General features: G+C 64.5%; 17 protein-coding genes. 9 read left to right on the top strand and 8 right to left on the bottom strand.

The annotated features are described in order from the left end of the window. Positions 1–84 precede the first annotated feature (84 nt). Positions 85–1266, bottom strand: coding sequence for an ABC transporter substrate-binding protein (locus tag HAP47_RS14485; RefSeq protein WP_173637655.1), 1182 nt, complete (start codon positions 1264–1266; stop codon positions 85–87). Between the two features lie 454 nt (positions 1267–1720). Here HAP47_RS14485 and HAP47_RS14480 point away from each other — a divergent pair, with 454 nt between their 5' ends. Continuing rightward, positions 1721–1921 carry a hypothetical protein gene (locus tag HAP47_RS14480; RefSeq protein WP_371821781.1) on the top strand — a complete coding sequence of 67 codons (201 nt, stop codon included), beginning with the start codon at positions 1721–1723 and terminating at the stop codon, positions 1919–1921. Here the strand turns inward: HAP47_RS14480 and HAP47_RS14475 are convergent. Next, a complete protein-coding gene (locus tag HAP47_RS14475) occupies positions 1911–2711 on the bottom strand; it encodes a phosphodiesterase (protein ID WP_173637657.1) in 801 nt (266 codons plus the stop codon). The two genes, HAP47_RS14480 and HAP47_RS14475, sit on opposite strands and share 11 nt — an antisense overlap. Positions 2712–2776: 65 nt before the next feature. Further along, on the bottom strand, positions 2777–3640 hold the full coding sequence (gene purU / locus HAP47_RS14470; RefSeq protein ID WP_173637658.1) for a formyltetrahydrofolate deformylase: 864 nt from the start codon (positions 3638–3640) through the stop codon (positions 2777–2779). A gap of 135 nt (positions 3641–3775) precedes the next feature. On the opposite strand from purU, the gene HAP47_RS14465 reads away from it, so the two are divergent. Then, on the top strand, positions 3776–4618 hold the full coding sequence (locus tag HAP47_RS14465; protein ID WP_173637659.1) for a uroporphyrinogen-III synthase: 843 nt from the start codon (positions 3776–3778) through the stop codon (positions 4616–4618). A gap of 114 nt (positions 4619–4732) precedes the next feature. Here HAP47_RS14465 and fcl read toward each other — a convergent pair whose 3' ends face one another. The 3 genes from fcl to HAP47_RS14450 all read right to left on the bottom strand — a co-directional run bounded on the left by fcl (position 4733) and on the right by HAP47_RS14450 (position 7587). Beyond that, complete coding sequence (gene fcl, locus HAP47_RS14460; RefSeq protein WP_371821780.1) at positions 4733–5698, bottom strand: GDP-L-fucose synthase; 966 nt, start codon at positions 5696–5698, stop codon at positions 4733–4735. Beyond that, positions 5670–6770 carry a GDP-mannose 4,6-dehydratase gene (gmd, locus tag HAP47_RS14455; RefSeq protein WP_173637660.1) on the bottom strand — a complete coding sequence of 367 codons (1101 nt, stop codon included), beginning with the start codon at positions 6768–6770 and terminating at the stop codon, positions 5670–5672. The genes fcl and gmd overlap by 29 nt, the downstream gene beginning before the upstream one ends. A gap of 142 nt (positions 6771–6912) precedes the next feature. Then, on the bottom strand, positions 6913–7587 hold the full coding sequence (locus HAP47_RS14450) for a Crp/Fnr family transcriptional regulator (protein ID WP_092115508.1): 675 nt from the start codon (positions 7585–7587) through the stop codon (positions 6913–6915). Positions 7588–7988: 401 nt separating this feature from the next. On the opposite strand from HAP47_RS14450, the gene HAP47_RS14445 reads away from it, so the two are divergent. Both HAP47_RS14445 and HAP47_RS14440 read left to right on the top strand, forming a co-directional pair. Then, complete coding sequence (locus tag HAP47_RS14445; RefSeq protein WP_173637661.1) at positions 7989–8810, top strand: ABC transporter ATP-binding protein; 822 nt, start codon at positions 7989–7991, stop codon at positions 8808–8810. Beyond that, positions 8807–10735 (top strand): long-chain fatty acid--CoA ligase, encoded by a 1929-nt coding sequence (locus HAP47_RS14440; protein WP_173637662.1) that lies wholly within the window; start codon positions 8807–8809, stop codon positions 10733–10735. The genes HAP47_RS14445 and HAP47_RS14440 overlap by 4 nt, the downstream gene beginning before the upstream one ends. A 62-nt stretch (positions 10736–10797) precedes the next feature. Here HAP47_RS14440 and HAP47_RS14435 read toward each other — a convergent pair whose 3' ends face one another. Next, complete coding sequence (locus tag HAP47_RS14435; protein WP_173637663.1) at positions 10798–11163, bottom strand: endonuclease domain-containing protein; 366 nt, start codon at positions 11161–11163, stop codon at positions 10798–10800. 107 nt (positions 11164–11270) lie between these two features. On the opposite strand from HAP47_RS14435, the gene HAP47_RS14430 reads away from it, so the two are divergent. From HAP47_RS14430 to HAP47_RS14415, 4 genes are all read left to right on the top strand, one after another. Next, entirely contained in the window at positions 11271–12164 is an 894-nt protein-coding gene (locus HAP47_RS14430; RefSeq protein ID WP_092115511.1) for a branched-chain amino acid ABC transporter permease, read from the top strand. A 3-nt stretch (positions 12165–12167) separates the two neighbouring features. Beyond that, a complete protein-coding gene (locus HAP47_RS14425) occupies positions 12168–13241 on the top strand; it encodes a branched-chain amino acid ABC transporter permease (RefSeq protein ID WP_173637664.1) in 1074 nt (357 codons plus the stop codon). A gap of 54 nt (positions 13242–13295) precedes the next feature. After that, a complete protein-coding gene (locus tag HAP47_RS14420) occupies positions 13296–14579 on the top strand; it encodes an ABC transporter substrate-binding protein (RefSeq protein ID WP_173637665.1) in 1284 nt (427 codons plus the stop codon). A gap of 180 nt (positions 14580–14759) precedes the next feature. Beyond that, the gene (locus HAP47_RS14415) at positions 14760–15599 is read left to right on the top strand and encodes an ABC transporter ATP-binding protein (RefSeq protein WP_173637666.1); all 840 of its coding nucleotides are present in this window, start codon (positions 14760–14762) and stop codon (positions 15597–15599) included. Positions 15600–15663: 64 nt separating this feature from the next. Here HAP47_RS14415 and HAP47_RS14410 read toward each other — a convergent pair whose 3' ends face one another. Next, complete coding sequence (locus HAP47_RS14410; RefSeq protein ID WP_173637667.1) at positions 15664–16812, bottom strand: AGE family epimerase/isomerase; 1149 nt, start codon at positions 16810–16812, stop codon at positions 15664–15666. A 95-nt stretch (positions 16813–16907) separates the two neighbouring features. On the opposite strand from HAP47_RS14410, the gene HAP47_RS14405 reads away from it, so the two are divergent. Then, entirely contained in the window at positions 16908–18131 is a 1224-nt protein-coding gene (locus HAP47_RS14405; RefSeq protein WP_173637668.1) for a phenylacetate--CoA ligase family protein, read from the top strand. The last annotated feature ends 73 nt before the right edge of the window (positions 18132–18204 follow it).

Below are 18204 nucleotides of genomic sequence, written 5' to 3'. Positions count from 1 at the left end.
GCCGCGGGGAAAGACGTGGATGCCCGGGTCAAGCCCGGGCATGACGTGGAGAGAGCGAAGCTCGCGCCTCAGGAGCGCGTTCCGTCACTTCTTGGTCTTGCCGGAATCCTTGACGGCCTCGAAGGTCGCGAACTCGACATTGTAGAGCTCGCCGTCGACCTTCTCGACCTTGCGGATATAGATGTTCTGCACGATGTCGCGGGTTTCCGGATCGATCGAGATCGGGCCGCGCGGGCTCTCCCACTTCATGCCCTTCATCGCCTCGATCAGCTTGTCGCCATCGGTCGCGCCGCCCGTTTTCTTCAGCGCCTCGTAGATCAGATGGATGCCGTCATAGCCGCTGACCGCCATGAAGCCCGGGCGGTTGCCGTATGCCTTTTTGTAGGCGGCGACGAAATCCTTGTTCATCGCGGAGGGATGCGCCGCCGAATAGAGATGCGCCGTCACCGCGCCGAGCGCGGCATCGCCCATGTTGTTGAGCAGGTCGTCGTCCATCACGTCGCCGGGGCCGATCACCTTGATGCCGCTCTTGTCGAGCCCGCGCTCGGCATATTGCTTCATGAAGTTGCCGCCCTGCCCGGCCGGCACGAACACGAACATCGCGTCGGGCTTGGCGTCCTTCATGCGCTGCAGGAACGGCGCGAAGTCGGGATTGGCAAGCGGGACCTTGACCTCTTCCACGATCTCGCCGCCGCCGGCGGTGAAGTGCTGCTTGAAGAAGGTCAGCGCGTCATTGCCCGGCGCGTAGTCGGAGGTCAGCGTCGCGACCTTCTTGATGCCGTTCTTGACCGCCCAGTCGCCGATGATGGTGGAGGACTGCGCCAGCGTGAAGCTGGTGCGCACGATATAGGGCGAACGCTCGGTGATGATCGAGGTGCCGGCAGCCATCACGACTTCCGGGATCTTGGCCTGCGTCGCCAGCGGCGCCGCGGCCAGCGCCGCGGGCGTCACGCCGAAGCCCGCGATGAAATTGACCTTGTCGTTGACGATCAGTTCCTGCGCGAGCCGCTTGGTGTTGTCGGGCACCGCGGCGTCGTCCTTCAGGATGATCTCGATCTTCTTGCCGGCGACGGTGTCGCCCTTCTGCTGCATGTAGAGCTTGATGGCGTTATCGATCTGCTTGCCGGTCGAGGCCTGGCCGCCGGTCATCGGCAGGATCAGGCCAATCTTGACGGCGTCGTCCGCCCACGCCGGCACGCTGGCGCACAATCCCGGAAGCACGGCCGAAGCGGTGCCCCACAGCAATATCCTGCGACGATTGAACATCGACGTCCCTCCCCCTTCCATTCTTCTGCGTCGAGCCGAGTGCCCGGCCCTTTGCCTTACCTTAACCCAACATGTCACGGCCGAGCCGTAACGCGACAAGGCGTTTCCCCGCGCCCTCTGTCAATCGGACGATGGACGTGTGTCGCGCGCGCCGCGATTTGGCCCGCCGCAGAAACAAGTATCAGGATACCAGAATCATTCCCCGAAACTCAACGCCCCTACAGGAACGGCTCTCGCCTCTCAGACCTCCGTTGGCCCGCTTCATTTGTACGATCGTACAAATCAATCTGCAATGTCAACAAACAAGCACAATTGCAGCCGAACGGTCGCGCCTGAGATCATCATCCATAAAGATCAGGGCTGTATGCTGCCGCCAATGTCGATCTTCACACGCCACATCCCTGTCCTGACTGCCCTCGCGCTCGCGGCCTGTGCGCTCTGGGGATGCAGCACCGTGAACCAAAAGGTCTCGGCCGGCATGGCCGACACCATTCCGGCCTGGGCCGGCGGTCTGCCCGCCGACGCGCCGCCGCGGGCGGGCACCCCCGAGTACGACAAGTTCATGCAGGAGCGGGAACGCAAGCGCCTGATGCCGGCGGCGGAGCGCGGCGACGACGCCAAGCCGGCGGCGCCGGCGCAGAACGCTACCCAATGACTGCCTGGCTGGGCGAATCCTCGCTGAGGATGTCGCCGCGGTAGCCGAACTCCACCATATGCACGGTGACGTAGTCCGCGCCGATGAACGCGACGCCGTAGGACTCCGGCAGATCGGCGACGGTCAAGACCTCCGCGAACACGGGATAGCTTGCGTGGTTCGTTCCGCGCAGCGAGGTCGTGGGGACACCGGCAACAGAACCGCTGAGCACCATGTGGCAGTGACCGAAGAAGATGTGCCGGATCTTGCTCCGGTGCTTCGCGACGATCGACCGGAACGCGGCATCGTCGAGCAGGCCGATCCGGTCCACCGGGGCGATATGCGTCGGGAATGGATTGTGATGCATGAACAGGAAGAACGGACCGTCATGCTCCGATAGCTGCCGCTGCAGCCAGGCCTGCCGCCTCTCGCAGAAACTGCCGGCGGCCGTCTCCGGCTCATAGGTATCGAGGAGCAGGCAACGGCCGAACGAAGCGTCGTAAACGCCCTGCGCGAAACCGTCCGCGTCGGCGCATTCGGGAAACACGCCGAGAAACGTCTCGCGATGGTCGTGGTTGCCGATACAGAGCCGCACAGGCATCGGAAACCGGCTCAGGCGTTCGCGCAGCAATTGATAGTCGGCGAGGTCGCCGAGATCGGAAAGATCGCCCGAGATCACCATGAGCTCGGCATCGCGATGATCGGCAAGCACATGATCGAGCGCACGCTCGAAATTCAGCAGAGGATCACGGCCGAAGATCGTCCTCCCCGGCGCCGTCAGATGGATGTCGCTCATGTGGATGAGTTTCATGCAGCACCTCGATGCAGCTCGACACCATCGCCGTCAAAGCGCGGCAACCGGGATGAACCTGCGGATCAGTCCACGAACACCACGGTCTTGCGCCCGTTGAGGATGACGCGGTCGGCGAGATGGTAGCGGATCGCGCGCGCCAGCACGCGGCGCTCGATGTCGCGGCCCTTGCGCACGAGATCCTCGGGCGTGTCGCGATGGCTGATACGCTCGACGTCCTGGTCGATGATCGGCCCCTCGTCGAGATCGCTGGTGACGTAATGCGCGGTGGCGCCGATCAGCTTGACGCCGCGCTCATGCGCCTGGTGGTAGGGCTTGGCGCCCTTGAAGCCCGGCAGGAAGGAATGATGGATGTTGATGCAACGGCCCGACAGCCGCGCCGACATCTCGTCCGACAGGATCTGCATGTAGCGGGCGAGCACCACGAGGTCGGTATTGGTGTCCTGGGCGAGCTTCCATACCGCGTCTTCCTGCTGCCGCTTGGTCTCTTTGGTCACCGGCAGATGGTGGAACGGGATGTCGCCGAAATCGAGCGAACCGTAGCTCTCGCGCGGATGGTTGGAGACAATAGCGGTCGGGATCATCTCGAGCTCGCCGGTGCGCCAGCGATAGAGGATGTCGACCAGGCAATGATCGGACTTCGACACCAGCAGCATCACCCGGCGGCGGCTGGCGCGATCGCGCATCTGCCATTCCATGCCGAAGCGTTCGGCGATCGCGGCAAAGCCGGTCTGCAGCGCCGGCAGCCCGACCGCGAGATCGGCCGCGGTGAACACCACGCGCATGAAGAACTTGCCGGTCTCGATGTCGTCGAACTGCTGGGCGTCCAGGATGTTCTGGCCGTTATGCGCCAGGAACGTCGAGACCGCGGAGACGATCCCGGGGCGATCCGGACAGGACAGGGTCAGAACGAATTGATGGTCGGGCATGCCAATTGACCAAAGCTTGAGCAGATGCGTGGAACAGTCATTTTCGGCCCTCGTCTACACCGCAGGCGGCCTTGCGCCAATCCCGGCGCGGGGGTCAAATCGAACAAATGACGACAATGTTTGTTAGGGACCATCATGGCTGACCGGCTGAACGGCTACCGCATCCTGATCCTCGAGACGCGCGAGGAGGCGCAGTTTTCCCGCCTGCTCGCCGAGCAGGGCGCCGACGTGCTGCAATGCCCGATGTTCACCATCCACGACGCGCCGGATCCGGCGCCGATCGAGGCCTGGATTCGCCGCGCCATCGAGCGGCCGCTCGACGACCTCGTGCTGATGACCGGCGAAGGCCTGCGCCGGCTGATGAAGGTGGCACGCCGGATCGGGGTCGAGGCGGAGTTTGTCACGAGCCTCGGCAACACACGCAAATTCGCCCGCGGCCCCAAGCCCGGCCGCGCCCTGCGCGAGATCGCCCTGGAGCCGCAAATGACGACGGAGAAGCCGACCTCGGAAGGCGTCGCCGAGATGCTGTCGAAGCTCGACCTGAGCGGTCATCGGCTCGGCCTCCAGCTCTATCCGGACAAGGACCACGCCACCCTGATCGGCGCAATCAAGGCGCAGGGTGCCGAAGTCGATACGGTGCTGCCCTATGTCTACGATGCACAAGCCGCAGATGCGAACATCGTGACCGCGATCGAGGAAATGGCGCAGGGCCGCATCGATGCGATCGCGCTGACCAGTTCGGGCCAGGTTCGCCGCCTGCTCGAGGTGGCGCAGGCGCATCGGTGCGAAGCGCAATTGCGCGAGGGCCTGAAGCAGACCCCGATCGCCTCCGTCGGGCCCGTGGTGTCGGACGAATTGAAGACCTACGGCCTATCCACCGACATCTACCCGGCGAACGATGCGTTCTTCATGAAGCCGCTGATCTCGGCGATGGCGACGGCGCTGGCGAAAGCTCCGCCACGCGCGACGGCGCGCTAACATTCGCCCCCGTCATTGCGAGCGCAGCGAAGCAATCCATTTCGGGACGTGACGAGAAGATGGCTTGCTTCGTCGCTTCGCTCCTCGCAATGACGACTTGGAACGATCCAACGACTATTCCGCCGCCTGCTTGGTCTCGTTTAGATAGGCCTGGTAGGCGAGTTTGATGCCCTCCTCGAGCGAAGTCGCGGCGCGCCACCCGAGCTTGGCGAGCCGGCTGACGTCGAGCAGCTTGCGCGGCGTGCCGTCGGGACGCGAGGTGTCGAAACTGATATCACCGCGATAGCCGACCGTGGCCGCAACGACGCGGGCGAATTCGGCGATGGTGATGTCTTCGCCGGTGCCGATATTGACCAGCTCCGGAGAGGAATAGGTCTTCATCAGGTGGATACAGGCGTCGGCGAGATCGTCGACATAGAGGAATTCGCGGCGCGGCGTGCCGGTGCCCCACACCACGACATTGCCTGCACCCGAGACCTTGGCCTCGTGGAAACGGCGGATCAGCGCCGCGACGACGTGGCTGTATTCGGGATGATAATTGTCGCCGGGACCGTAGAGATTGGTCGGCATCACGCTGATGAAGTCGGCGCCATACTGGCTGCGATAGGCCTCGGCCATCTTGATGCCGGCGATCTTGGCGATGGCATAGGGCTCATTGGTCGGCTCCAGCGGGCCGGTCAGCATCGAATCCTCGCGCAGCGGCTGCGGCGCCAGGCGCGGATAGATGCAGGACGAGCCGAAGAACATCAGCTTCTCGCATCCATTGGCGTGGGCCGTCTGGATCACATTGGTAGAGATCGCCAGATTGTCGTAGAGGAATTCCGCCCGCAGCGTGTTGTTGGCGACGATGCCGCCGACCTTGGCGGCGGCGAGGAACACCGCCTGCGGCCGTTTTGCGGCAAACCAGGCATTGACCGCGGCCTGGTCGCGCAAATCGACCTCTCCGCGCGACACCGTCAGCAGATCGGCCTGTTCGCGCGCCAGCCGGCGCATCAGCGCCGAGCCGACCATGCCGCGATGGCCGGCGACGAAAACCGTCTTGCCCTTCAGTTCAAACGCCGCGCTTGCCATTGGCCGCATCCTGCCTGGCCTCGACGAGATCGCTGGCAACCATTTCCTTCACCAGTTGCGCGAACGGCGTCTTCGGCGCCCAGCCGAGCTTGGCGCGCGCCTTGCTGGCGTCGCCGATCAGAAGATCGACCTCGGTCGGACGGAAATAGACCGGGTCGATCTGAACCAGGGTGTTGCCGGTCGCCTTGTCGACGCCGACCTCTTCGACGCCCTTGCCGCGCCATTCGATGCTGCGGCCGACCTCCGCAAAGGCCAGCTCGACGAATTCGCGGACCGAGCGCGTCTCGCCGGTCGCGAGCACGAAGTCGCCGGGCTCGTCCGCCAGCAGGATCTTGTGCATGCCCTCGACATAGTCGCGGGCGTGGCCCCAGTCGCGCTTGGCATCGAGATTGCCGAGATAGAGCTTGGTCTCCAGGCCGACCTCGATGCGGGCGACGGCGCGGGTGATCTTGCGCGTCACGAAGGTCTCGCCGCGGATCGGGCTCTCGTGGTTGAACAGGATGCCGTTGCTGGCGAACATGCCGTAGGCCTCACGGTAGTTCACCGTGATCCAGTAGCCGTATAGCTTGGCGACGCCATAGGGCGAACGCGGATAGAACGGCGTGGTCTCCTTCTGCGGCACCTCTTGCACGAGCCCGTACAGCTCCGAGGTCGAGGCCTGGTAGAACCGGGTCTCCCTTTCCATGCCGAGGATGCGGATCGCCTCAAGCAGGCGCAGCACGCCGATGGCGTCGGCGTTGGCGGTGTATTCCGCGCTCTCGAAACTGACCTGGACGTGGCTCTGGGCGGCGAGGTTGTAGATCTCGGTCGGCCGGATCTGCTGCACCAGCCGGATCAGATTGGTCGAATCGGTCATGTCGCCGTAGTGCATCAGGAACGGCACGTTGCCGGCGTGCGGATCCTGGTAGAGATGGTCGACGCGTGCCGTGTTGAACGAGGACGACCGGCGCTTGATCCCGTGCACGGTATAGCCGAGGCCGAGCAGATATTCGGCGAGGTACGCGCCGTCCTGCCCGGTGATGCCGGTGATCAGCGCAACGCGCCGCTTTGAGTCCTGAGCCGCCGAATCCTTAACCGCCATGTCATCTCCAGAGAGCGCGAAAACCGCGCGGTCCCGACGAGGCCGGTCTGTAGCATCCGGCCTGCTTCAAGTCTAATGGCTTAATCGTTTGAAATCAGGACATTAGAGCCTCGAAAAGTGACGTCGTTCGGCCCCGAGCCGGTCACTCCCCGTAATGGCGTAGGCGGTCGAGCTCGATGATCGTCACCCCGCCATATTCGAGCCGCAGCAGGCCCTCGCGCTCGAGCCGTTTCAGGCACTGATTGGCGTTCTGCCGGGAGATACCCGACAGCGCCCCGATCTCCTCCTGGGTGATCTCCAGGTGCAAGGTGAGCTCGGGGTAGAGAATCGGATTGAACAGCGAGGCGATCGAGCGCGCCAGCCGCGCGGTGGCGTCCAGCGTGCGGCCATATTCGAGCAGTGCGATGAATTGGCCGAGCCGCTCGTTGAGCTGTCCGACCAGGAAACGGTTGAAGCCGACGCTGTTCTCGAACAGCCAGACGAATGTCCGGCGGTCCATCATCGCCAGGCGCGTGTCGCGCAGCGCGACTACGTCGTAGCGCCGCAGCTCGTTCTTGAGCACGGTGCCCTCGCCGAACCAGGCGCCGGCAGTGAGGCCGGCGAAGCTCGCGGCCTTGCCACCGCGCGAGACGATGCCCATCCGCGCCAGCCCTGTGACGATGCCGGTCCAGTACTGGAAATTGTCGCCGCGCATGAAGATGAATTCGTTGGCGCGGTAGGACTTCTCGGAAATGCCGGCGCGCGCGATTTCGATCTCTTGCTCGCTCAGTTCGCGCGACCAGGCCGCGATGCGCTTGAGGTAATCAGCAGCAATCATTCTAGCGACGGCATCCCACCCCAAGATACTGACACGATATTGCACCGCAGCAACGCCGTGCGCGAAGCCAGGAACCCGCTTCCTGCAATGCCAGCGAAAATTCCTGACCAATTGTCGGGCACATGACAATTCAACCTATCGCTTTCTCGTATTCAGAGCCACCTCGCCTAACGCCGCGTGCAGCGCCTTGATGGACCGCTGACCGCGGACGACGCGAGAGACGGGCTTGCAGGCGGGGTGCGGCGTTACCGCGCATGACGCAGGCGGTCGGGGCGAGCGATGCTCCCGAACGCCGGCTTCATTAGTCGGATGGTCTCCCTCCGGCGGCCCATGTAAGATCGAAGTCAGATCGAAGCGAAGATAAAGAGCGCGCCAAAGCGCCCGTATCTGGAGGGAACAGGGTGGCTAACAGTCTCGAGGTGCGCGGAGTCTCTTTGCGCTTTGGCGGCGTCCGCGCGCTGACCGAAGTCAGCTTCGGCGTCAACGAGGGCGAGCTGTTCTCCATCATCGGCCCGAACGGTGCCGGCAAGACCTCGATCGTCAACTGCATCTCCGGCCGCTACCGGCCGACCGAAGGCCAGCTGTTCTATCGCGGCCAGGATATCACCGGCCTTAACCCGAACGCGCGGCCCCGCCTCGGCATCGGCCGGACCTTCCAGAATCTCGCGCTGTTCCACCATATGAGCGTGCTCGACAACATCATGGTCGGCCGCCATCACCTGCTGAAGAACAACTTCATCACGGGATCGCTGTACTGGCTGACCGGCGCGCGCCGCGAGGAGCTGGAGCACCGCCGCAAGGTCGAGGAGATCATCGACTTCCTCGATCTGCAGTCGGTGCGCAAGGCGACCGCCGGCACCCTGCCCTACGGCTTGCGCAAGCGCGTCGAGCTCGCCCGCGCGATGGCGCTGGAGCCGCAGCTGATCCTGCTCGACGAACCGATGGCCGGCATGAACTTCGAAGAGAAGGAGGACATGGCGCGCTACATCGTCGATCTCAACGAAGAGTTCGGCATGACGGTGATGATGATCGAGCACGACATGGGTGTCGTGATGGACATCTCCCACCGCGTCATGGTGCTCGACTTCGGCCGCAAGATCGCCGAGGGCGATCCGGCGGCCGTGCTCGCCGACCCCCACGTCAAGCGCGCCTATCTTGGCGAAGAGGACGAGGTGCTGGTCGATCCCGACGACAAGCCGGCGGTGCGGGAGAGCGCGGCATGATGGACTATGCCGGTCGCGCCGCGCAGGCCGACACCTTTCCCAAGATGCTGCGTCTCAACGCCAGGGAACACGGCAGCGAGATCGCGCTGCGCGAGAAGGATCTTGGGCTGTGGCGCGAATTCACCTGGAGCGACTACCAGACCCGGACCCATGATTTCGCGCTCGGCATGGTCGAGCTCGGCCTCAGCCGCGGCGACGTGATCGGCATCATCGGCGACAACCGGCCGGACTGGGTCGCGGCCGAGATCGCCAGCCATGCGATCGGTGCCATGAGCCTCGGACTCTACCGCGACGTGCTGGACGAGGAAGCTTCCTATCTCCTGACCTATGGCGAGGCCAAGCTGGTCTTCGCCGAGGACGAGGAACAGGTCGACAAGCTGCTCGGCCTTGCCGACCGCGTGCCCAATCTCAAGCACATCGTCTATTCCGACCCGCGCGGCATGCGGAAATACGACGATCCGCGGCTGATGGAGGCGAGCAAGCTCGTCGCACTGGGCCGCGACCGCGCCGCGCGCGAGCCCGGGCTGTACGAGCGGCTGGTCGATGCCACACGCGGCGAGGACGTCGCGATCCTCTGCACGACCTCGGGCACGACAGCCAATCCGAAGCTTGCGATGCTCTCGGCCGGGCGCGTGCTGCGGCACTGCGCGACCTATCTCGCCTTCGATCCGAAGGGACCGGACGACGAGTATGTCTCGGTGCTGCCGCTGCCCTGGATCATGGAGCAGATCTACGCGCTGGGCAAAGCGCTGCTCTCCCGGATGAAGGTCAACTTCGTCGAAGAGCCCGACACGATGATGAACGACTTCCGCGAGATCGCGCCGACCTTCGTGCTGTTCGCGCCGCGGGTCTGGGAATCGATCGCGGCCGACGTCCGCGCCGGCGTGATGGATGCCTCACCGTTCAAGCAGCGGCTCTACGATCTCGGCATGAAGACCGGGCTTGCGGCGCTCGCCGACGGCAAGCGCTCTGTCTTCGCCGACCAGCTCTTGTTCCGTGCGCTGCGCGACCGGCTCGGCTTCACGCGGCTGCGCTCGGCGGCAACCGGCGGCGCGGCGCTCGGGCCGGATACCTTCAAGTTCTTCCAGGCGATGGGCGTGCCGCTGCGCACGCTGTACGGCCAGACCGAGCTGCTCGGCGCCTACACGCTGCATCCCGAAGGCAAGGTCGATCCCGATACCACCGGCGTTCCGATGGCCGATAACATCGAGATCCGCATCGACAATGCCGACGTCAACGGCGTCGGCGAGATCGTGGTGCGGCACCCCAACATGTTCCACGGCTACTACAAGAACCCCGAAGCATCGGTCGCCGACATCAAGGACGGCTGGATGCACTCGGGCGACGCCGGGTACTACAACGACAACCGGCAGCTTGTTGTGATCGACCGCATCAAGGACCTCGCCGAAACTTCGCGTGGCGAGCGCTTCTCGCCGCAATTTATCGAGAACAAGCTGAAGTTCTCGCCCTATGTCGCCGAGGCGGTCGTGCTCGGCGCCGGCCGCGACGCGCTGGCCGCGATGATCTGCATCCGCTACTCGATCATCTCGAAATGGGCGGAGAAGAACCGGATCTCGTTCACGACCTATACCGACCTGTCCTCGCGGCCCGAGGTCTACGCGCTGTTGAAGAAAGAGGTCGAGACGGTCAACGCCACCTTGCCGCCGGCGCAACGCATCTCGCGCTTCCTGCTGCTCTACAAGGAGCTCGATGCCGACGACGGCGAGCTGACGCGGACCCGAAAGGTCCGCCGCGGCGTCATCAACGAGAAATACGCCGATATCATCGAGGCGATCTACCGCGGCAAGGCCAACATCCCCGTCGACACCGTGATCCGCTTCCAGGACGGCACCACGCAGCGCGTCCGCACCACGCTCGAGGTCGTCGATCTCGGCCGCGCTGTGATCGCGGAGGCCGCGGAATGACTTACCCAGCGAAACCCACTAGCTTTCACCTCGCCCCGCTTGCGGGGAGAGGTCGGATCGCGTCAGCGATCCGGGTGAGGGGGAGTCTCCCCGAGGGCGGTGACAATCGTTTCGAGGACACCGGCCAAATTGCCGGAGACCTCGTTGTTCCAAAACCGCAGAACACGATAATTGTGGTCGACGAGCCATTTGTCGCGAACAGCATCGGGTTGACTGTCGGCGTGTTGCCCGCCGTCCACTTCAATCACGAGACGGCGTTCGCGACAGATAAAATCGACGGTGTATGGTCCAATCGGTTCCTGTCTTACAAACTTGTGGCCATTCAACCTGCGGGCACGAAGGCGGTACCAAAGCGTTCCTTCGGCATCTGTCGAAGCGGTTCGCAACCTCCTTGCGCGTTTGATCTTGGACTCATCGGCACCGCGCATGCGGAAGCTCCCCCTCACCCGTCGCGCTCCGGACGATGCTTCGCATCGCTCGGCGCGCGCCGGCCTCTCCCCGCAAGCGGGGCGAGGCGAACGGTTCAGTGTAGCACATGAACATCCAGTTCCTGATCCAGCTGATCGTCAATGGCCTCGTGGTCGGCACGCTCTACGGCGTGGTCGCGATGTCGTTCGTGCTGATCTACAAGGCGACGCAGGTCGTCAACTTCGCGCAGGGCGAATTGCTGCTGGTCGGCGCCTGGGTGTGCTGGGCGCTGCTGACGAAGTACCAGGTGCCGTTCTGGGTGGGCATGCCGATCACGCTGGTGTTCATGTTCATCTTCGGCATCGCGATCCAGGTCGTGATCCTGCGGCCGATGATCGGCGAGCCGATCATTTCCGTGATCATGGTGACGATCGGCCTCTCGACCGTGTTCCAGGCGGCGCTGAAATGGATCTTCGGCGTCAACCCGCAGCCGTTCCCGCAGATATTCCAGAGCCAGTCGGTCAGCCTGTTCGGACTGCAGATCCAGACCGTCTATGTGATGAGCCTCGTGGTCTCGCTCGCCATGATGGTCGGCATGGCCTGGTTCTTCCGCGCCTCCAAGTACGGCCTTGCGATGCGCGCCACCGCCTTCAACCAACAGGTCGCACAGTCGCTCGGCATCTCCGTGAAGAGCGTGTTTGCGATGGCGTGGGCGATCTCGGCCACCGTTTCGGCAGTCGCCGGCGTCGTGGTCGCCGTGGTCAACGGCGTGTCGTCCGGCCTCTCCGCCTACGGCATCAAGGTGTTTCCGGCCGCGATCCTCGGCGGGCTCGACTCGGTCGGCGGCGCCGTGCTCGGCGGCATCATCATCGGGCTCCTGGAAAACGTCGCCCAATATGTCGACAGCGAGTATCTGCACTGGGGTAATCTCTACGAGATTGCGCCGTTCTACGTCCTGATCATCATCCTGATGATCAAGCCGTACGGGCTGTTCGGCACCAAAGACATCGAGCGGGTCTGATCAATGGCAACGAGCACCCTCATCCCGTCGGGCGATTTCCGCACCAGCTACGCGGCCGACACCACGATCTTCCCGACCGCGACCAGCCGCAACTTCGCGATTCTGGGCATCGCGCTCGCCTGCTTCGCGCCGATGCTGCTGTCCAACTACCTGCTCTCGATCGCGATCCAGATCGGCATCTTCGCGATCGCAGCGCTCGGCCTCAACGTGCTGGTCGGCTTCACCGGCCAGATCTCGATCGGCCACGCCGCGTTCTTCCTGTTCGGCGCCTTCACCTCGGCCTACATCTCCAACAACGCACCGATCCCGGTGTTCTTCGCGATTCCCCTCGCCGGCGTGATCACGGCGCTGGTCGGCCTGGTGTTCGGCGTGCCGGCGGCACGGCTGAAGGGGCTCTACCTTGTCATCGCAACGCTCGCCGCGCAGTACATCCTGCTCGACTTCTTCTCGCGCGCCGACTGGTTCTCGGGCGGCTCGGTGCCAGCCAGCGCCAATCCGTTCTCGATCTTCGGCTACACGCTGCGCGGCGACCGGCAGTATTTCTACGTCGTGCTCGCCTACATGGTGATCAGCTATCTGCTGGTCACCAATTTGATGCGCACCCGCGACGGCCGCGCGCTGGTCGCGATCCGCGATCACTATCTCTCCGCCGAGATCATGGGCATCAACCTGACCAAGTACCGGACGCTGTCGTTCGGACTTGCCGCCTTCTTTGCCGGCATCGCCGGCGCGCTCTACGCGCACTATCAGCTCGTGGTGTCCCAGGAAGGCTTCGGCATCGAGCGCTCGGTGCTGTTCCTCGCGATGGTCATCATCGGCGGCACCGGCTCGGTGATGGGCACGCTGATGGGCACGGCCTTCGTCGTGCTGTTGCCGGAATCGATGGAATGGCTAAGCGCCTGGCTGAAGGGCAGCGCCATCGACAAGGCGCTGCAGCTCAACAACAACATCACCTTCCTGCGCGAGATCGCGATCGGCCTGATCATCATCGGCTTCCTGATGTTCGAGCCTGACGGCCTCGCGCATCGCTGGCGGCAGATCAAGGCCTACTGGAAGCTGTATCCGTTCTCGCACTGACGCTTGAAGCAACTCAAATTCGGTTCAACGAATAAAAGCAGGAGGAAACAACCAATGACGATTAGATCCCTTTTGAGCTCGGTCTCCCTTGCGCTGCTGATCGGCAGCGCGGCCGCCACCGCGCAGGCGCAGATCGCCATCGGCCATCTGCAGGACCTCTCGGGCGGCACCTCCGACGTCGGCACGCCCTACGGCCAGGGCGTCGCCGATACCTTCGCCTGGGTCAACAAGAACGGCGGCGTCGGCGGCAAGCAGCTCAATGTCGACAGCAACGACTATGGCTACCAGGTGCCGCGCGCGATCGCGCTGTACAAGAAGTGGTCGGCATCCGACGCCAAGGTCGCGGCGATCATGGGTTGGGGCACGGCGGACACCGAGGCGCTGACCGGCTTCCTCGCCCAGGACAAGATCCCCGACATGTCGGGCTCCTACGCCGCCGCGCTGACCGATCCCGAGGGCACCAGCGGCAAGGCCAAGCCCGCGCCGTACAATTTCTTCTACGGCCCGAGCTACTCGGATGCGCTGCGCGCCGAGCTGACCTGGGCGGCCGAGGACTGGAAGGCGAAGGGCAAACCCGGCAAGCCCAAATTCGTCCATATGGGCGCCAACCATCCCTATCCGAACGCGCCGAAGGCGGCCGGTGAGGCGCTCGCGACCGAACTCGGCTTCGAGGTGCTGCCGCCGCTGGTGTTCGCGCTGTCGCCCGGCGACTACTCGGCGCAGTGCCTGAGCCTGAAGAGCTCCGGCGCCAATTACGCCTATCTCGGCAATACTGCTGCTTCCAACATCTCGGTCATGAAGGCCTGCAAGACCGCCGGCGTCGACGTCCAGTTCCTCAGCAACGTGTGGGGCATGGACGAGAATGCCGCCAAGACCGCAGGCGATGCCGCCGACGGCGTGATCTTCCCGCTGCGCACGGCGGTCGGCTGGGGCGGCAATGCGCCCGGCATGAAGACGGTGATGGAGATTTCCAAGATGTCCGATCCATCGGGCAAGGTCTATCGCCCGGTGCACTACATCGCCGGCGTCTGCAGCGCGCTCTACATGAAGGAAGCGCTGGATTGGGCCGCCAAGAACGGCGGCGCCACCGGTGAGAACGTCGCCAAAGGCTTCTACCAGAAGAAGGACTGGGTGCCGGCCGGCATGGAGGGGGTCTGCAATCCCTCGACCTGGACCGAGAAAGATCATCGCCCGACGACGAAGGTCGACCTCTATCGCGCCAAGGTTTCCGGCGCGACCGATGGCGACATCAACGACCTGATGGGCAAGGGCACGATCAAGCTCGAAAAGGTGAAGACCGTCGAACTGCCGCGCAAGCCGGAATGGTTTGGCTGGTGAGGTCGTGAGGCTGCCACCAGCGCAGCCTCGACAACAATCGTCATCCCTCGCGAAAGCGGGGGATCCAGTACGCCGCGGCCTCTCGATTGATCGCCGGCGTCTCTGGAATACTGGGTCACCCGCTCCAGTGCGCAGTTGCGCACGAAACGCGGGTGACGACCGTGGAGAGTGATCGAGACCATGAACGAAACCCTCGAAGCGACCCGCCCGGTGCCGACGGCAGTCCCGCCGCCGCCACTGCTCAGCATTAACAACATCGAGGTCGTCTATGACGACGTCATCCTGGTGCTGCGCGGCCTCAGCCTCGAGGTGCCGAAGGGCGCGATCGTGGCGCTGCTCGGCGCCAACGGCGCCGGCAAGTCGACCACGCTGAAGGCGATCTCCGGCCTGCTCAAGACCGAGGACGGCGAAGTCACCCGCGGCGAGATCCTGTTCGAGGGCCAGCGCATCAACGGCATCGATCCCGACAAGATCGTCCGCCGCGGCATCTTCCAGGTGATGGAAGGCCGCCGCATCGTCGCCGACATGACGTCGCTGGAGAATCTGCGACTCGGCGCCTTCACCCGGCGTGACCGCGAGGTCTCGGCCGATATCGACATGGTATTCAAATATTTCCCGCGGCTGAAGGAGCGAACGGGTCTCGCCGGCTATCTGTCTGGCGGCGAGCAGCAGATGCTCGCGATCGGCCGCGCGCTGATGGCGCGCCCGAAGGTGATCCTGATGGACGAGCCCTCGATGGGGCTGTCGCCGCTGCTGGTCAAGGAAGTGTTCGCGATCATCAAGGAGATCAACCGCGACCTCGGGGTCACGATCCTGCTGGTCGAGCAGAACGCCCGCGCCGCGCTGTCGGTCGCGAGCCATGGCTACATCATGGAACAGGGCAAGGTGGTGCTCGACGGCTCCGCCGACGAGCTGCGCGACAACGAGGACGTCAAGGAATTCTATCTCGGCGGCGCCGGCGACCAGCGCAAGAGCTTCAAGAACCTGAAGAGCTTCAAGCGGCGCAAGCGCTGGCTGTGAGGGTATCGAGCGTTTTCGGGCGGAGTTGCGTGTGCAGAAAACGCGTCAGACCAGGAAGGCGGTTCTATCCGAGCACCTGCTCGGCCTCAGTGACCGCACAGAGCACATGGTAGAACGACGACGCCGGGATCGTGGCGACCAGCGAATTTCCGTCGCGGTCGAACTGGTCGTACCAGCCGCCGGCCACGGGATGGCTGAGATAGTGCCGTTCCAGCAGCACCAGCGCCGCGCGGGCCTCATCCGCAGCGCCGGCTTCGCCCGACTCCGCCTGCGCGATCCAGGCCTTCGCCAGCTCGCTCTGCGGCCACAGCCGCCTGCTGTGGCGACGGATATTGCCCTCAGTATCGCCCTCGTCGATCAGGCAGCCGGTCGCGTCGCGATAGCGCAGCGCAGAGGCCAGGAGCTCGCTGCGCGGGCGTCCGGTGGGGCAGCCGGTGATCCGTTCAAATCCCTTCAGCAGCCAGACCCATTCCGCGAGGTGCCCGGGCTCGACGCTGACCGGCGGAATCCTCGACCAGTCCTCCTCGAAATATTCGCCGAGGGTGTGGGTCTGCTTGTCGTAGAGATTGGCCAGGAACAGCGCGAAGAAATCGCCGGCGCGGTTCTGGAACGACAAATCATGCGTCGCGTCGAAGCAGGCGATCATCGCCTCGAACAGATGCATCTGCGGGTTCTGCCGGCGCGGCATCGAGGGCGGCAGGCCTTCCTGGAAACCGCCATGGGGCGAGCGCAGCTGGGTGTCGAGGAACGACAGCAGCGCGTCGATCTCGGCGCGAATCTGGGCGTCCTGGTCGAGGCCGTAGGCGGTCGCCAGCGCGAGCAGCACGAAGGCATGGCCGTAGGTGTCGCGCAGCGGGTCATGCACGCCGCCGTCCGGCGTCAGGCTGAACACGAAGCCCGGCCGGCCATCCGGCGCCTTGGCCTTGGCCAGCAAATATTCCAGCCCCTTCAGCGCGATCGCGCGGCCTTCGGGATACCAGCCCATCTGGGCCGCCTTGGCGTAGCAATAGATCTGGCGCGCCTGCACAAGCAGGCGGCGCGGCGCGGCGTTGTCGGCTGTCCCATCCTGATGCAGCCGGTCGACAAAGCCGCCGGCCGTGCCGTCCCAGCCGACCGTCGACCACAGCGGCAAGGCGTGGTCGATGATGCGGCGCTTCAACCTCGCGACGACGTCGGCGGCCCCGTCCGCCGCAACGCTCTCTGCCTCAGCCATCGTGCTCCCTGGAACCGTCCCAATGTCAGCGGTCAACGTTTGATAGCACGGGCGGACCGACACGCCACCTGCGCAAATCCTCTCAAGGACCTGCCATGACCGACCATTACGATGCCCTTGAAACGCGCGATCCGGCCGAGCGCGAGACCGCCCTGTTCGCCCGGCTGCCGGATGTGCTGCGCAGGGCGATGGCGGCGCCCGCCTATGCCAACCTGCTGAGAGGCACCGATCCCGCCTCCATCAGCAGTCGGCAGGCGCTGGCGGGGCTGCCGGTGTTGCGCAAATCGGAACTGCCGGCCCTGCACAAGGCCGCCCCGCCCTTCGGCGGCTTCGTGGCCGACAAGCCCGGCTCGTTCGCCCGGCTGTTCACCTCGCCCGGACCGATCTTCGAGCCCGAAGGTCGCCAGGCGGACCCCTGGCGCGGCGCGAGGGCGCTGTTTGCGGCCGGCTTTCGCGAAGGGGACGTGGTTCTCAACACCTTCAGCTATCACCTCACCCCCGGCGGCTTCATCTTCGACGCCTCCGCGCGGGCGCTCGGCTGCGCGGTGATCCCGGCCGGCCCCGGGAATACCGAGCAGCAATTCGAGCTGATCGAGGCCTATCGCCCGGTCGGCTATAGCGGCACGCCCGATTTCCTGAAGATCCTGCTCGACGCCGCCGCAGCGGGCGGCCGCGACGTGTCCTCGATCAAGCGCGCCCTGGTCTCGGGCGCCGCCTTTCCGAAATCGTTGCAGGAGGAGATGAAGTCGCGCGGCGTCGAGGCCTACCAGGCGTTCGGCACGGCCGATCTCGGCCTGATCGCGTTCGAGACGCCGGCGCGCGAGGGAATGACGGTCAATGAGGATCTGATCCTGGAGATCGTCAAGCCCGGCACCGGCGATCCCGTTGCGCCCAGTGACGTCGGCGAGATCGTGGTGACCTCGCTCGATCCGCATCATCCATGGATCCGCCTCGCGCTCGGCGACCTGACCGCCGCCCTGCCCGGTGCGAGCCCGTGCGGACGCACCAACATGCGCATCAAGGGCTGGATGGGCCGCGCCGACCAGACCACAAAGGTCAAGGGCATGTTCGTGCGCCCCGAGCAAATCGCCGAGATAGGCAAGCGCCATCCCGAACTCGGACGGCTGCGCCTCGTCGTCACCCGCGCCGGCGAGGCCGACGCGATGACGCTGAAAGCCGAATGTGCTTCGGCGCCGGATACCCTGTTGAATGAAGTTGCGGCGACGCTGCGTGCCGTGACAAAACTCGGCGGCGCCGTCGAGCTGGTCGGCGCAGGCTCGCTGCCGAACGATGGCAAGGTGATTGCGGACGAGCGATAGCCTTGAGGCCACCCGGGGGCATCCTCGGTCCACATTGTCGCGCGCGGCATTGTGAACTATTGAGCTGGCTCAT

The sequence above is a fragment of the Bradyrhizobium sp. 41S5 genome (assembly GCF_011516665.3).
GTDB lineage: Bacteria > Pseudomonadota > Alphaproteobacteria > Rhizobiales > Xanthobacteraceae > Bradyrhizobium > Bradyrhizobium quebecense.
This window is presented reverse-complemented; position numbering and strand designations above follow the sequence as displayed.

Coding starts and splice junctions, on each gene's coding strand:
- HAP47_RS14485 (WP_173637655.1), bottom strand. CDS start 1,266: ATGTTCAATCGTCGCAGGATATTGCTGTGGGGCACCGCTTCGGCCGTG.
- HAP47_RS14475 (WP_173637657.1), bottom strand. CDS start 2,711: ATGAAACTCATCCACATGAGCGACATCCATCTGACGGCGCCGGGGAGG.
- purU (WP_173637658.1), bottom strand. CDS start 3,640: ATGCCCGACCATCAATTCGTTCTGACCCTGTCCTGTCCGGATCGCCCC.
- HAP47_RS14465 (WP_173637659.1), top strand. CDS start 3,776: ATGGCTGACCGGCTGAACGGCTACCGCATCCTGATCCTCGAGACGCGC.
- fcl (WP_371821780.1), bottom strand. CDS start 5,698: ATGCGGCCAATGGCAAGCGCGGCGTTTGAACTGAAGGGCAAGACGGTT.
- gmd (WP_173637660.1), bottom strand. CDS start 6,770: ATGGCGGTTAAGGATTCGGCGGCTCAGGACTCAAAGCGGCGCGTTGCG.
- HAP47_RS14450 (WP_092115508.1), bottom strand. CDS start 7,587: ATGATTGCTGCTGATTACCTCAAGCGCATCGCGGCCTGGTCGCGCGAA.
- HAP47_RS14440 (WP_173637662.1), top strand. CDS start 8,807: ATGATGGACTATGCCGGTCGCGCCGCGCAGGCCGACACCTTTCCCAAG.
- HAP47_RS14435 (WP_173637663.1), bottom strand. CDS start 11,163: ATGCGCGGTGCCGATGAGTCCAAGATCAAACGCGCAAGGAGGTTGCGA.
- HAP47_RS14430 (WP_092115511.1), top strand. CDS start 11,271: ATGAACATCCAGTTCCTGATCCAGCTGATCGTCAATGGCCTCGTGGTC.
- HAP47_RS14425 (WP_173637664.1), top strand. CDS start 12,168: ATGGCAACGAGCACCCTCATCCCGTCGGGCGATTTCCGCACCAGCTAC.
- HAP47_RS14420 (WP_173637665.1), top strand. CDS start 13,296: ATGACGATTAGATCCCTTTTGAGCTCGGTCTCCCTTGCGCTGCTGATC.
- HAP47_RS14415 (WP_173637666.1), top strand. CDS start 14,760: ATGAACGAAACCCTCGAAGCGACCCGCCCGGTGCCGACGGCAGTCCCG.
- HAP47_RS14410 (WP_173637667.1), bottom strand. CDS start 16,812: ATGGCTGAGGCAGAGAGCGTTGCGGCGGACGGGGCCGCCGACGTCGTC.
- HAP47_RS14405 (WP_173637668.1), top strand. CDS start 16,908: ATGACCGACCATTACGATGCCCTTGAAACGCGCGATCCGGCCGAGCGC.